The 13,720-nt window shown below is 72.3% G+C and carries 15 protein-coding genes; 5 read left to right on the top strand and 10 right to left on the bottom strand.

Annotation, left to right across the window (positions count from 1 at the left end; translation table 11 throughout):
* Positions 1-173: 173 nt before the first annotated feature.
* Entirely contained in the window at positions 174-755 is a 582-nt protein-coding gene (locus ACZ6KY_RS06105) for a DNA-3-methyladenine glycosylase I (protein ID WP_469309125.1), read from the bottom strand.
* Positions 752-1,102, bottom strand: coding sequence for a DivIVA domain-containing protein (locus ACZ6KY_RS06100; protein ID WP_469309124.1), 351 nt, complete (start codon positions 1,100-1,102; stop codon positions 752-754). Before ACZ6KY_RS06100 ends, ACZ6KY_RS06105 begins: the two co-directional genes overlap by 4 nt.
* Before the next feature lie 173 nt (positions 1,103-1,275).
* Here ACZ6KY_RS06100 and folP point away from each other — a divergent pair, with 173 nt between their 5' ends.
* A complete protein-coding gene (gene folP, locus ACZ6KY_RS06095; protein ID WP_469309123.1) occupies positions 1,276-2,136 on the top strand; it encodes a dihydropteroate synthase in 861 nt (286 codons plus the stop codon).
* 136 nt (positions 2,137-2,272) lie between these two features.
* Here the strand turns inward: folP and ACZ6KY_RS06090 are convergent, their stop codons facing one another.
* Together ACZ6KY_RS06090 and dapE are read right to left on the bottom strand one after the other, a co-directional pair.
* Complete coding sequence (locus tag ACZ6KY_RS06090) at positions 2,273-3,034, bottom strand: LOG family protein (RefSeq protein ID WP_469309122.1); 762 nt, start codon at positions 3,032-3,034, stop codon at positions 2,273-2,275.
* 149 nt (positions 3,035-3,183) lie between these two features.
* Complete coding sequence (gene dapE, locus ACZ6KY_RS06085) at positions 3,184-4,263, bottom strand: succinyl-diaminopimelate desuccinylase (RefSeq protein WP_469309121.1); 1,080 nt, start codon at positions 4,261-4,263, stop codon at positions 3,184-3,186.
* A gap of 128 nt (positions 4,264-4,391) precedes the next feature.
* Between dapE and ACZ6KY_RS06080 the strand changes: the two genes are divergently transcribed.
* The gene (locus tag ACZ6KY_RS06080; protein ID WP_469309120.1) at positions 4,392-5,393 is read left to right on the top strand and encodes a heavy metal transporter; all 1,002 of its coding nucleotides are present in this window, start codon (positions 4,392-4,394) and stop codon (positions 5,391-5,393) included.
* A 362-nt stretch (positions 5,394-5,755) separates the two neighbouring features.
* Complete coding sequence (locus ACZ6KY_RS06075; RefSeq protein ID WP_469309119.1) at positions 5,756-6,178, top strand: ATP-binding protein; 423 nt, start codon at positions 5,756-5,758, stop codon at positions 6,176-6,178.
* Positions 6,179-6,305: 127 nt separating this feature from the next.
* Here the strand turns inward: ACZ6KY_RS06075 and ACZ6KY_RS06070 are convergent, their stop codons facing one another.
* Entirely contained in the window at positions 6,306-7,400 is a 1,095-nt protein-coding gene (locus ACZ6KY_RS06070; protein ID WP_469309118.1) for a bifunctional succinyldiaminopimelate transaminase/glutamate-prephenate aminotransferase, read from the bottom strand.
* 164 nt (positions 7,401-7,564) lie between these two features.
* Positions 7,565-7,885, bottom strand: coding sequence for a ferredoxin (gene fdxA, locus ACZ6KY_RS06065; RefSeq protein ID WP_018089397.1), 321 nt, complete (start codon positions 7,883-7,885; stop codon positions 7,565-7,567).
* Between the two features lie 140 nt (positions 7,886-8,025).
* Between fdxA and ACZ6KY_RS06060 the strand changes: the two genes are divergently transcribed.
* Together ACZ6KY_RS06060 and ACZ6KY_RS06055 are read left to right on the top strand one after the other, a co-directional pair.
* Entirely contained in the window at positions 8,026-9,204 is a 1,179-nt protein-coding gene (locus tag ACZ6KY_RS06060; RefSeq protein WP_469309117.1) for a GNAT family N-acetyltransferase, read from the top strand.
* A gap of 17 nt (positions 9,205-9,221) precedes the next feature.
* A complete protein-coding gene (locus ACZ6KY_RS06055) occupies positions 9,222-10,085 on the top strand; it encodes a transglutaminase family protein (RefSeq protein ID WP_469309116.1) in 864 nt (287 codons plus the stop codon).
* A gap of 21 nt (positions 10,086-10,106) precedes the next feature.
* On the opposite strand, the gene ACZ6KY_RS06050 is transcribed toward ACZ6KY_RS06055, so the two are convergent.
* Genes ACZ6KY_RS06050 through ACZ6KY_RS06035 form a run of 4 tightly spaced genes read right to left on the bottom strand, consistent with a single transcriptional unit; the run spans position 10,107 to position 13,658 of the window.
* A complete protein-coding gene (locus tag ACZ6KY_RS06050; RefSeq protein WP_401332966.1) occupies positions 10,107-10,721 on the bottom strand; it encodes a response regulator in 615 nt (204 codons plus the stop codon).
* A complete protein-coding gene (locus ACZ6KY_RS06045; protein WP_469309389.1) occupies positions 10,718-11,941 on the bottom strand; it encodes a sensor histidine kinase in 1,224 nt (407 codons plus the stop codon). The genes ACZ6KY_RS06050 and ACZ6KY_RS06045 overlap by 4 nt, the downstream gene beginning before the upstream one ends.
* Positions 11,942-11,946: 5 nt before the next feature.
* The gene (locus ACZ6KY_RS06040; RefSeq protein WP_401332964.1) at positions 11,947-12,687 is read right to left on the bottom strand and encodes an ABC transporter permease; all 741 of its coding nucleotides are present in this window, start codon (positions 12,685-12,687) and stop codon (positions 11,947-11,949) included.
* A complete protein-coding gene (locus tag ACZ6KY_RS06035; protein WP_469309115.1) occupies positions 12,684-13,658 on the bottom strand; it encodes an ABC transporter ATP-binding protein in 975 nt (324 codons plus the stop codon). The genes ACZ6KY_RS06040 and ACZ6KY_RS06035 overlap by 4 nt, the downstream gene beginning before the upstream one ends.
* Between the last annotated feature and the right edge of the window lie 62 nt (positions 13,659-13,720).

Below are 13,720 nucleotides of genomic sequence, written 5' to 3'. Positions count from 1 at the left end.
GGGGGCGAGGGGAGAGAGAAAAGGGAGGGGGGCGAGCACAAACCGCCCCCCCCCCCCCCCCCCCCCCCCCCCCCCCCCCCCCCCCCCCCCCCCCGCTCCCGGGGTCTTTCTCGGCCTACGTGCTTCCCGCGGCCCGTGGCACCGCTTCCCGCGTCCCTGAAGGGGCGCGCCGGTCACTCGGCGTCGCGCACCGCGCAGTCCGCCAGGTGGTCGTTCACCAGGCCGCACGCCTGCATCAGGGCGTACGCCGTCGTCGGGCCCACGAAACGGATGCCGCGCTTTTTGAGGGCCTTGGAGAGGGCTGTCGACTCGTCGGTGACGGCGGGCACTTGGGAGAGCTTCTCCGGGGCCGGACGGGAGGCGGGGTCCGGGGCGAAGGACCAGATCAGTTCGTCCAGCTCGCCCGGGGCCCAGCCGGTCAGCACGCGCGCGTTGGCGACGGTCGCCCGGATCTTGGCGCCGTTGCGGATGATCCCGGGATCGGCGAGCAGCCGCTCCTCGTCGGCCTCCGTGAACGTCGCGACCCGGGCGATCTCGAAGTCCGCGAAGGCGGCGCGGAAGCCGGACCTGCGGCGCAGGATGGTGATCCAGGACAGCCCCGACTGGAACGCCTCCAGGCACAGCCGCTCGTAGAGGGCGTCGTCGCCGTGGACCGCCCGGCCCCACTCCTCGTCGTGATACGCCACGTAGTCCTCGGTGGACAGCGCCCAGGGGCAGCGCGGAACGCCGTCGGGTCCGGCGAGCGCGTCGCTCACTGCTCGTCCTCCGGGTGCTTGCGCAGCGAGGTGGTGTGGCTCGCCGCACGGGCGCCCGCGAGCGCGGTCTCCAGGTCGGCGATCCGGGCGTCCCGCTCACCGATCTCGGCGCCCAGACGGCCGAGTGCGTCATCGACGTCCGCCATGCGGTAACCGCGCATCGTGACGGCGAAGCGCAGCGCGTCCACATCGTCCTTGTGCACCGGACGGTCGTACGGCAGCGGATCGCGCAGCCGCTCCGGCTCGGCGTCGGAAAGGGGGGTGCTCTCGCCGCCGCCCACCACGGACAGGGTGACCGCGGCGACCACGACGGCGAGTGCGACGACCAGGAACAAGAACATGAACATCGCTGAGGTCCCCACGCTCTGGTGCCGGCGCGGGTCGCGTCGGCGCGAAACTACTGGTGCTGGCGAAAGCAGTCTGACGACGGAAGTGTCAGGCTCCGATCGTGCCATGCGAGTCTGACAGTTAAGGTCGCAGGCGGCTTATCGGTGCGACTTACTGGGAGAGGTCACAGGGGATGCTCAGGCTGGGCAGGCGCGAATTCGACGCGCACGAGCCGGTGATCATGGCGATCGTGAACCGGACCCCGGACTCCTTCTACGACCAAGGAGCCACCTTCCGCGACGAGCCCGCCCTCGCGCGCGTGGAGCAGGCGGTGTCCGAGGGCGCCGCCATCATCGACATCGGCGGGGTCAAGGCCGGGCCGGGCGAGGAGGTCACCGCCGAGGAGGAGGCGCGCCGTACGGTCGGCTTCGTCGCCGAGGTGCGCCGCCGCTTCCCCGACGTGGTCATCAGCGTGGACACCTGGCGGCACGAGGTCGGCGAGGCGGTCTGCGAAGCGGGTGCCGACCTGCTCAACGACGCCTGGGGCGGGGTCGATCCGCGGCTGGCCGAGGTGGCCGCCCGGTACGGGGTGGGGCTCGTGTGCACGCACGCCGGGGAGTCCGAGCCGCGGACGCGCCCGCACCGGATCGCGTACGACGACGTGATGGCCGACATCCTGCGGGTCACGCTGGGCCTGGCGGAGCGCGCGGTCGCCCTCGGGGTGCCCCGCGAGTCGGTGCTCATCGATCCCGGGCACGACTTCGGGAAGAACACCCGGCACAGTCTGGAGGCGACGCGGCGGCTCGGAGAGATGGTGTCCACCGGGTGGCCGGTTCTCGTCTCCCTCTCCAACAAGGACTTCGTCGGCGAGACACTGGACAAGCCGGTCAAGGAACGGATCCTCGGGACGCTGGCGACGACGGCCGTCTCGGCCTGGCTGGGGGCGCAGGTGTACCGCGTCCACGAGGTCGCGGAGACCCGTCAGGTGCTGGACATGGTGTCGTCGATCGCCGGGCACCGGCCGCCGGCGGTGGCCCGGCGCGGGCTGGCGTAGCGGACCGGCCGCGCGGGCGCACGGGAGGGACCGACCATCAGCCCCTCCCGTGCCACACGACCGGCAGGACCGCCCGCAGAACCGCCCGCAGGAGACCGCCCATAGGGCCGCCCGCAGAAACCGCGGGAGGAAGCCTCTAGCGGGGGCCGGCCTCCTTCGACACCAGTGCCACCGCTTCGTCCACCTCGTCGGTCAGATGGAACAGCAGCAGATCCTTCTCGGACGCCTTGCCCTGGGCGATGAGGGTGTTCTTGAGCCAGTCGACGAGGCCGCCCCAGTACTCCGTGCCGAACAGCACGATGGGGAAGCGGGTGACCTTCTGGGTCTGGACCAGGGTGAGCGCCTCGAAGAGTTCGTCGAGGGTGCCGAGGCCGCCGGGCAGGACCACGAAGCCCTGCGCGTACTTGACGAACATCATCTTCCGGACGAAGAAGTACCGGAAGTTCAGGCCGATGTCGACGTACTGGTTCAGCCCCTGCTCGAAGGGGAGCTCGATGCCGAGGCCGACGGAGATGCCCTTCGCCTCACAGGCACCCTTGTTGGCGGCCTCCATGGCACCCGGTCCACCGCCGGTGATCACCGCGAACCCGGCCTCGACCAGACCCCGGCCGAGGGCGACGCCCGCCTCGTACTCGGGCGAGTCCACCGGTGTCCGGGCCGAGCCGAACACACTGATCGCGGGCGGGAGTTCGGCCAGCGTGCCGAAGCCTTCGATGAACTCCGACTGGATGCGCAGCACCCTCCAGGGATCGGTGTGCACCCAGTCCGAGGGGCCGCCCGCGTCCAGCAGCCGCTGGTCCGTGGTGCTCGCCTGGACCTGGTCCCGCCTGCGCAGCACCGGGCCAAGACGCTGCTCGTCCGGTGGCCGCTTCTTGCCCTCCGGGTTGCCAGTAGCCATGCCCACTCCCTCCGCGTACGGGGCTCCCCCGCTCCGGCCGAGGCCGGTGCGGGGGAAGGTCGTTCCGCCCCAGCGTAGATCTCCGCTGGTTACGGCGGGGGGACGTCGGCATGTCCGCCGTGAACCGGCGGCGGGTACGCCCGTCAGCGTCAGGCGGTGAGCCAGTCGCGCAGCCGCTGCTCGCCCGCGAGGATCTTGGCTGTCTCCACCCGTTCGTCCCGCTTGTGCGCCAGGTGGGGATTGCCGGGGCCGTAGTTGACCGCCGGGACGCCGAGCCCGCTGAAGCGGGAGACGTCCGTCCAGCCGTACTTGGGCTGCGGGGTGCCCCCCACCGCCTCGATGAACGCGACGGCGGCCGGGTGCGAGAGACCGGGGAGGGCGGCGCCACTGTGGTCGTCGATCACGAACTCGTCCACACCGCAGTCGGCGAAGACCTCGCGGACGTGCTCGACCGCCTCCTCCTCGGTACGGTCGGGCGCGTAGCGGAAGTTGACGGTGACGACGCACTCGTCGGGGATCACGTTGCCCGCGACACCGCCCGAGATGCCCACCGCGTTCAGGCCCTCGCGGTACTCCAGGCCGTCGATCACCGGGTAGCGCGGCTCGTACGCGGCCAGGGCGGCCAGGATCGGGGAGGCCGCGTGGATCGCGTTCGAGCCCATCCAGCTGCGGGCGGAGTGGGCGCGTTCGCCCTTGGTCTTCAGCAGCACCCGCAGCGTGCCCTGGCAGCCGCCCTCGACCTGCCCGTCGGAGGGCTCCAGGAGGACGGCGAAGTCGCCCCGCAGCCATTCGGGGTGGGTCTCGGACACATGCTTCAGCCCGTTCAGATGGGCCGCGACCTCTTCGTTGTCGTAGAACACGAAGGTGAGGTCCCGGTTGGGTGCGGGGACCGTGGCCGCGATACGGAGCTGGACCGCGACGCCCGACTTCATGTCGCAGGTGCCGCAGCCCCACAGCACGCCGTTCTCGTCGAGGCGGGAGGGCACGTTGCCGGCGATCGGCACGGTGTCGATGTGACCGGCCAGGACGACCCGCTCGGCGCGGCCGAGGTTCGTACGGGCCACGACGTTGTTGCCGTACCGGTCGACCGTCAGATGCGGCAGGGCGCGCAGGGCGGTCTCGACGGCGTCCGCGAGCGGCTTCTCGTCGCCGCTCTCCGAGGGGAGGTCGACGAGCTGCGCGGTGAGCTCGGCTGCGTCCAGGGTGAGGTCAAGCGGGGTGTCGGCCATGCCGTCGACCCTAGCGCGCCCGGCCGAGGGGCCCCGAAAACAGCCGGATGCGGTCGTATCCCCCGGCCGCTCTCCCGTTGTCCACAGCCCCACAGATGGCCGACAGCACTCTCCAGTACCTTGTACGCGTGCCTGAGCCGTCCCCCACCCCTGTCCGGCGCCGCCGTCGCCTCCTTCGCTTCGGAGGGGCCCTCGTGGTCCTGTTCGCGATCGCGGGCTATCTCGGCGTGCAGTACCTCACGGGCGGCGTGGGCGCGCCCCGGTGCAAGGTCGTCTCCGGCAACGGCGACGGCGCGTCGTACGAGTTCACCCCCGAGCAGGCGGTGAACGCGGCGACGATCTCGGCCATCGGCACCTCCCGCGACATGCCCGAGCGCGCGGTGGCCATCGCCCTCGCGACGGCGATCCAGGAGTCGGGGCTGCGCAACATCCAGCACGGCGACCGGGACTCCCTCGGCCTGTTCCAGCAGCGGCCGTCGCAGGGCTGGGGCACGCGGAAGCAGATCATGGACCCGGCCTACGCGGCGGGCGTCTTCTACGAGCACCTGGCCAAGGTGCCCGGCTATTCGCGGCTGCCGCTCACCGTCGCCGCCCAGCGGGTGCAGCACAGCGGCTATCCGCAGGCGTACGCGAAGCACGAGCCGGACGCCACGCTGCTCGCCGCCGCCCTGACCGGCCGCGCGGCGGCCACGCTGACCTGCCAGGGGCGCCCGGCCGCGACCCCGGCGGGCGGCCCGGCCCCGGTGCGGGCCGCGCTCGCACGGGACTTCGGGCGCGATGTGCTCCAGGAGGCGGGCGCCACCGTGGGTACGGCGGGTTCCTCCGCCTCGCCGACACCGGCCTCGCCGGCCTCCTCGGCCGCCCCGGCCTCCCCGAAGGCCGCCGACCGGACCGTGACGGTCCCCGTGCGCGAGGAGGCCACCGCCGGGACCGGGGTGCTCCGCCGCGGCTGGGAGCTGGCGCACTGGGCCGTGGCCAACTCCTCGTCCCTGCACATCGAGCGGGTGTCGTACGCGGGGCGCGAATGGACCGCGGGGACCTCGGAGAGCTCGTGGCACACGGCCGACGAGAAGAGCGGTTCGGGGGCCGGGAAGGCCGCGGCCGAGGTCCGGATCGTGACCGGGCAGTAGTACGGACCCTCACCCGTCAGGAGGACCCGGCCCTCGGCGGGCGGCGATGTGCGCACACTTTCGGGCACTCACTCCGGCATCCGGGAAATCCCTTGAGAACAAAGGGCCATGAGGATTCCACGGGCTCTCCGGCCGAGTATCGTTTGCCCGTTTTTATCCACAACCGATAATGCGACGCATTGCCAACTCTTTGCGGCGGGCCACCGCAACCTTCGCGGACTTCGAGCGGTAGTCACTGCGTCCGAGCCCGGAACGATCACCTCAGGCGATCGGCATCCGGCGGCGCGGTCGGTCGGCAGCCAGCCGGTCGACCGCCGGGCGCAGCAGGACACTTCCCCGTTCTCTTCCGTCTAAGGAGCACCATGTCCCTCCCCCTGACCCGCCGGATCGCCCGTGTCGTGCTGCTCGTCGCGGCCGGAGCGGCGCCCGTGGTCGGCGCGGCCGGCTCCGCCTGCGCGGCGGCCGACCTGCCGGCCGCCCCCAGCCTCGGCGGGCTGACCGCCCTGGACGGGGCGAACGTCGGCAACACCGTCGAAGGAACGGCGCGGAACGTCACCGGGATCGCCGGCAAGGCCGTGCCGGCCGCGGGCAGGACCGGCGGGAAGGCCGCCAAGAAGGCCACGCCCGCCGCGCGGAAGGCGGCCGGGGGCGCGGCCGGACAGGCCGGCGGCTTCCTCGGTGACACCGCGAAGACCGCGGCCGGCGGCGGCCTGCCGACGGACACCGTGACCCACGGCGGCCTGCCGACCGGGCAGCTGCCGCTGAAGGGCCTGCCGCTGGGCTAGCCCCCAGACGCGTACGGCGACGGGGGTCCGGGGAACTCGCTTCCCCGGACCCCCGTTTCGCTGCGCTCGGCCGCCTGGTTCGCTGTGCTCGGGCGCCGACGGGCTACCGGGCTACCGGGCTACCGGGCTACCGCAAGCGTTCCACCGCCGCCGCCACGCGCTCGTCCGAGGCGGTGAGGGCCACGCGGACGAACTTCTCGCCCGCCTCGCCGTAGAAGTCGCCCGGGGCCACCAGGATGCCCAGGTCGGCCAGGTGGGCCACCGTGGACCAGCAGGACTCGTCCCGGGTGGCCCAGAGGTAGAGGCTCGCCTCGCTGTGCTCGATGCGGAAGCCGTGGGTCAGGAGGGCGTCGCGCAGGGCGGTGCGGCGGGCGGCGTAGCGGTCGCGCTGTTCACGGACGTGGGTGTCGTCCGAGAGCGCGGCGACCACGGCGGCCTGGGTCGGCGCCGAGGTCATCATGCCGCCGTGCTTGCGGATCGCGAGGAGTTCGCCGAGGACGGCGGGGTCACCCGCGAGGAACGCGGCGCGGTAGCCGGCCAGGTTCGAGCGCTTGGAGAGCGAGTGGACCGAGACGATCCCCTCGTAGGAGCCGCCGCACACGTCGGGATGCAGCACCGAGACCGGGTCGGCCTCCCAGCCCAGTTCGAGGTAGCACTCGTCGGAGAAGACGAGGATGCCGTGCTCGCGGGCCCAGGCGACGGTCCGGGCGAGTTCCGCGGCGGACAGGACCCGGCCGGTCGGGTTCGACGGGGAGTTCAGCCACAGCAGTCTCAGGTCCGTCGGGTCCAGCTCCGTCGGGTCGTCGTAGACCACGTGGTCCGCCCGCGCCAGCCGCGCGCCGACCTCGTACGTCGGGTACGCGAGCCGCGGGTACGCGACCTTGTCGCCGGGGCCGAGACCGAGCTGCGTCGGCAGCCAGGCGACCAGTTCCTTGGAGCCGACGACGGGCAGCACATGACGGTGGGTGATGCCCCGCGCGCCGAGCCGTCGCTCCACCCAGCCCGTGAGCGCGTCCCGCAGCTCGGGCGTGCCCCACACCGTGGGGTAGCCGGGCGAGTCCGCGGCCGCGACCAGAGCTTTCTGGATCAGCTCGGGCACCGGGTCGACCGGGGTGCCGACGGACAGGTCGACGATGCCGCCCGGGTGGGCGGCGGCGGTCGCCTTGTAGGGCTCCAGCTTGTCCCAGGGGAAGGTGGGAAGCCGGTCGGAGACTGCGGACACGGGATCGGGCTCACTTTCTCGTACGTACGACCCGTACCGGCGGAAACCCGGATACGGGCTGCTGCACGGACCGCCGCGGGGGCTGATACGGCAAATGCCTCGGTCCCGTACGGCGATCGGAGCGATCAGCTGTACGGGACCGAGGCGGCGCGTATGCGGGCCGCTTACTGGTTCTGCGGCGGCAGCGCTGCGATGAAGGGGTGGTCGCGCTCGATCAGACCGAGCTTGCTGGCGCCGCCGGGCGAGCCGAGCTCATCGAAGAACTCGACGTTCGCCTTGTAGTAGTCCTTCCACTCTTCCGGAGTGTCGTCCTCGTAGAAGATCGCCTCGACCGGGCACACCGGCTCACAGGCTCCGCAGTCGACGCATTCGTCCGGGTGGATGTACAAGGACCGGGAGCCCTCGTAGATGCAGTCGACCGGGCACTCCTCGATGCACGCCTTGTCCTTGACGTCGACACAAGGCTGCGCGATGACGTAGGTCACGCTGTCGTTCCTCCTCGATAGGGCGCTGGCGGGCCTCCGTAGGCTCCGCCGCCTGGCGCGCGGGAGCGCGGCGTCGTCGATGCCCGCCCCTAGTATCTCCGTTCTTGGGCACGATCCGAACAGGAGGGGTGAACTGACCTGTGGAAATCTCTGCCTCCGGCCGCCTTGAGGTCCGGATCACCGCTGCTGACGTGGGAAAACGCGTCTCGGTGCGACGCATGACCGACGACCGAGACACGGTGGAGAAGTTCACCGACACGGTCGGCGTTCTCACATCATGGGACGATGGTGTGCTGCTGATCACACGGCGGACCGGCGAGCGTGTCCGGATCGCGGAATCCTCGCTGGCCGCGGCCAAGGTCGTACCGTCCGCCCCGGCACGGCGTCGCGGACCCGCGGCGTCGTACGAGGAGCTGGCGCGCACCGCCGCGCGGGCCTGGCCGCCGGTGGAGAGCGAGCGGCTCGGCGCATGGGAGCTGCGGGCGGCGGGCGGGTTCACCCGGCGCGCCAACTCCGTCCTGCCGCTGGGGGACCCGGGCGTGCCGCTCGACCGGGCGCTGGCGTCCGTACGGGACTGGTACGGCGCCCGTGACCTGCCCGCCTACATCCAGACCGCCACCGGCGCCGAGGGCACGCAGGAACTGCTCTGCGCGGAGCTGGAGGCGCGCGGCTGGACGCGCGAGGTGACCGCCGAGCTGTGGATCGGCTCGCTGGCACCGGTCGCGGACCCGGAGGCACCCGCGGCTCCACCTGCTCCCGAGGTGACGCTCTCGCGCACGGCCGACGACGCGTGGCTCGGCCGCTATCAGCGCAAGGGCGTGAGCGACGTGGCCCTGAGGGTGCTGGGCGGCGGACCCTCCGTGTGGTTCGCGACGGTGCCCGGCGCCGGGAACGCGGCTCCGGCCGCGATCGGACGGTGTGTGGTGGACGGCCGCTGGGCCGGGTTCGCCGCGGTCGAGGTCGACCCGGCCCGCCGCCGCCGGGGCCTCGCCACCGCCGTCATGGCCGCCCTGGCCGGCCGGGCCCTGGAGGAGGGCGCCTCGGCGGCCTGGCTCCAGGTGGAGGCGGACAACACCGGGGCACGGGAGCTGTACGCCCGGATGGGCTTCGGCCCGCACCACGCCTACCACCACTACCGGTGGACGCCGGAAGCCGGTACGGACGCCTTCGCGGACGCCGGTACGGCAGACTCCGGTACGAGCGCCGGCGCGGCGAACGACGGCCCGCCCGACAGCGGTTCCGCCGACGCCGAACGGGGTGCGGCACCGAGTGCCGAGCCGGGTGTGCGGCCGGGCGTCGAGCCGTATCGATCGACGTGAGGGGGCAGGAGCCTGCTATGCGTTCCCCCCAGCCCCCGCCCCGTCCCCCGCAGCCGGAGCGAGCCGACGAGGTACGGCGGCGGTTCGCCGAGGAGGCGCGGGCCGAGCGGCCCGATCTGGCGGTGCTGTGCCTGCTGGTGGGCGCCGCGGCGGACGGAACCCTGGACGAGGCCGGGATGGACGCGGCGCAGATCGAGCTGGACGAACTGGCGGGCCGGCTGCCCTTCCGTCCGGGCGGTCCCCGTTCCTGGGCGAGTGCCCTCGCCGAACTCCTCGGCGGGCGCTGCGGATTCCGGGGCACACCGGGTGACTACCAGCGGCTGGAGTCCTCCCTGCTGCACGCGGTGCTGCGGCGGCGGCGCGGGCTGCCCATCCTGCTGTCGGTGGTGTGGATGGAGGTCGCGCGACGGGCCGGCGCACCGGTCTACGGGGTCGCGCTGCCCGGTCACTTCGTGGTGGGCTTCGGACCGCCCGAGCGGCAGGTGCTGGCCGATCCCTTCGACGGCGGGCGCGTCCTGACCGACTCCGACGCGCAGCTCCTCGTCGCGGGCGCGACCGGCGCCCCGCTCGACCCGTCGATGCTCACCCCCGCCGACCCGCTCGACGTCGTCGTACGCGTCCTGAACAACATCCGTGCCTGGGCCGCCGCCCGCCCCGAACGCTCCGACGTGGCCCTGTGGTCGGTGGAACTCTCCCTGCTGATGCCCTCGCACCCGGCACGTCTGCGCTACGAGCGCGCCCGACTCCTCGTCCAGCGCGGAGACTTCCTGGCCGGAGCCACCGAACTGGACGCCTACGCCGACGTAGTGGCGGCGGTGGACGAACCGGCCGCGGCCCGAGTACGCCAACAGGCCGACGCGGCACGGGCGATGCTCAACTGAGGAACCGGCCGACCGTGCCGCTCACAGCCACCCCTTCTCCCGCGCGATCCGTACCGCCTCCGCCCTGTTGCGGACCGCGAGTTTCTGGATCGCTGTCGAGAGATAGTTGCGGACCGTGCCCTGGGACAGGTGCAGGGCCTTCGCCAGTTCGGCGTTGGTGGAGCCGTCGGCGGCGGCGCGGAGGATCTCGCGTTCGCGGTCGGTGAGGGGGTTGGCGCCCCCGGCCAGGGCGGCGGCCGCGAGGGTGGGGTCGATGACGCGCTCTCCGGCCAGCACCTTGCGTACGGCCGCGGCGAGCTGGGCGGCGGGGGCGTCCTTGACCAGGAAGGCGTCGGCGCCGGACTCCATGGCGCTGCGGAGGTATCCGGGGCGGCCGAAGGTCGTGAGGATGACCAGTTTCAGGGCGGGGAACTCCTTGTGGAGTCCGGCCGCGGCCTCTATGCCCGTCATGCCCGGCATCTCGATGTCGAGGAGCGCCACGTCCACGTCATGGGCGCGGGCCGCCGCCAACACCTCGTCGCCGCGGGCCACTTGGGCGATCACCTCGATGTCCGGCTCCAGTCCCAGCAGCGCGGCCAGCGCCTCGCGGACCATCGACTGGTCCTCGGCGAGCAGGACCTTGATCGTGCGGCTCATGCACCGGATCCTACGGGGTCGTCCGCCGCGTCCGCAGGGGCCTGAGCACCCGCGAGGGGGGCACGGGCGGCCAGCCGGAACCCGTGCCGGGTGCGGCCCGCCTCCAGCGATCCGCCCGCCTTCTCCAGGCGTTCGGTCAGTCCCGTCAGGCCGTTGCCGGGGGTGGCGCCCGAGGGGCCGCCCGAGCCGTCGTCCTCCACCGAGAGTTCGAGCACGGGGCCGTCCAGGGTCTGGCGCCGGACGAGTTCCACGGCGCAGCGCCGGGCGCCGCTGTGCCGTACGACGTTGGTGACCGCCTCGCGCAGCGCCCAGGCCAGCGCGGACTCGCTGTCCTCGGGAACGCCGTCGAGGCCGGGTTCGGCCGGCAGGTCGGCGACGATGCCGGCCGCGGTCAACGCGACCTGCGCGCCCGCGAGTTCACCGGCCAGCCGGGGCCGCCGGTAGCCGGTGACCGCTTCGCGTACGTCCACCAGGGCCTGGCGGCTGACCTGTTCGATGTCGGCGACCTGCTGGGCCGCCTTGTCGGGGTGGCCGGGGAGCATCCGCCCGGCCAGTTCGCTCTTCAGCGTGATCAGCGAGAGCGAGTGGCCGAGCAGGTCGTGCAGGTCCCTGGCGAGCCGCAGGCGCTCCTCGTTCGCGGCGAGCTGGGCGACGGTGGCCCGTGCCTTGCGCAGTTCCACGGTCGTGAGGACGAGCTGCCGTACACCGGTCATCGCGAAGCCGATGAGGACGACGAGCAGGACGAGGTCGCGTGCGTCCCGCTCGCCGCCGTGCAGGCCGACGAGCAGCATCACGACGGCGGTGAGCGGGATGGTCCAGTACGAGACGCGCAGCGGGAACGTCGTCCCGCAGGCGACCGAGACGTACACGAACAGGCCGAGCCAGGGCGCGCCGAGCGTCAGGCACAGGACGACGGCCAGCGCGCCGAGGGAGAGGACCATGAGGGTGACGGCCAGGGTGCCCGCGAAGGCCTTGCCCATGTGCCGGAAGACCAGCGTCAGATAGACCGCGACGAAGGCCGCGAGGCCCACGCAGCCGGCCGCGGTGGCCGCGGGCGTGTGGTGGCCGGAGACGAGGTCGTGGACCGGCGAGCTGAGGAACACCAGCCAGATGCCGATCCACACCGACTTGCGCAGGGCCTCGCGGACACTGCGCGGGGACTCTCCCATGCGCACCAGCCGGTCCGTACGGGCCCCGTCGGGCAGCGGGTCTTCCGTCATGGCACTCACGCCTTCAGCGTGTCCTTCCGGTACAGCCAGGCCGCGCCGCCCGCGAAGAGGGCGAAGGAGACGGCGAGGATGGCGATGTCCTTCGCGTGCGGGGCGTTCCCCAGCTCGATGGCCTGCCCCAGGGCAGCGTACGCGTGCGTGGGCAGCCACTTCGCTATGTTCTGCAACCAGTCGGGGAAGGTCGTCGTCGGCATCCACAGACCGCCGAGCATCGACAGGCCGAAGTAGACGATCATCGTGATCGGGCGGACCGCGTCGCCGCTGGCGAGATAGCCGATGGCGACGCCGAGCGCGGCGAAGACCAGGCTGCCGGCCCAGATCACGCCGGTGAGCGCGAGCCACTGCCAGGCGTCCAGGCGTACGTCCTTCACCACCGCGGCGACCACGAAGACGATCACGATCGACGGCAGGCTGATCACGGCGGCGCTGGCCGTCTTGGCGAACACATAGCCGCGGCCCGGCAGCGTGGTGAGCCTCAGCTGCCGTACCCAGCCGCTCTCCCGCTCCTTCGCGATGCGCTCGCTGTTGCCCATGAGGACGGCGGTCAGGGCGCCGAAGGAGGCCATGGAGACCATGAAGAAGGTCGGCAGGGTCAGGCCGGTGCCGTCCACCTTGGTGGTGCTGTCGGCGCTGCCCGCGATCAGCAGGAACAGGGCCGAGGGGTAGATCACCGAGAAGAACAGGAACTTCCGGTTGCGCAGGGCGCGGGTGATCTCCAGCTTGATGAGACTGTTCACTTGGACGTGGCCTCCTCGGCGGCGGTGCGGGTGGCGTCTTCGGCGGCGCTGCGGGTGGCCTCTTCGGCCGCGGTGATGGCGACGAAGGCCTGCTCTAGACCGAGCCCGGCGACTTCGAGGTTGCGGGGGTAGACGCCGAGCCCGTACAGCGCGTGGACGGTCGCGTCCGCGTCGGAGGACTGGACGCGGACGGTCTGCCCGGACACGTCGATCGAGGTGAGGAAGGGCAGCGCGCGCAGCGGGGCCTCGTCGATCGTGCCCTCCAGGTCGAAGGCGACGCGGCGGGCGCCGGCCTTGGCCTTGATCTCGGCCGCGGTGCCGTCGGCCAGCAGCCGTCCCCGGTGCAGGACGAGCACGCGGTCCGCTATGGCGTCGGCCTCCTCCAGGTAGTGCGTGGCGAACAGGACCGTACGGCCCTGGTCCGCCTGCTCGCGCATGGTGGCCCAGAAGGCCTGCCGGGCGGTGACGTCCATGCCGGTGGTGGGCTCGTCGAGGACGATCAGGTCGCTGTCGCCGGCCGTGGCGAGGGCGAAGCGGACGCGCTGTGCCTGACCGCCGGAGAGCTTGTTGACCTTGCGGTCGGCGATCTGGGTGACACCGGCGCGGGCGAGGACGTCGGCGGCCCGGTACGGCCTCGGGTGCAGATCGCAGGCGAGCTTGACCAGTTCACCGACGGTGACCTCGTCCATCAGGCCGCCGCTCTGGAGCATGGCGCCCACCCGGCCGGCGACGATCGCCTCGCGCGGGCCGGTGCCGAACACCCGGACCGTCCCGCTGTCGGCGTTCTTGAGGCCGAGCAGCAGGTCGAGCGTGGTCGACTTGCCCGCGCCGTTGGGGCCGAGCAGGGCGACGGTCTCGCCCGGGTGCAGTTCGAGCGTCAGCCCGTCCACGGCCCGGACGTTCCCGTAGCTCTTGGTCACCGATTCGAACCGGACCACCGATGTGGTGGTGGTCCCCGCAGTCGTTGTCATGTCGTCCATCGTGAGGGAGAAGGGGGCCGTCGCGGCAGTGCGGTGTGTCCTGGGTCGCGGAT

It is taken from the genome of Streptomyces sp. NPDC042002 (assembly GCF_055588305.1).
The sequence above is the reverse complement of the archived record's forward strand: the minus strand, read 5'-3'. Positions and strand labels throughout refer to the sequence as shown.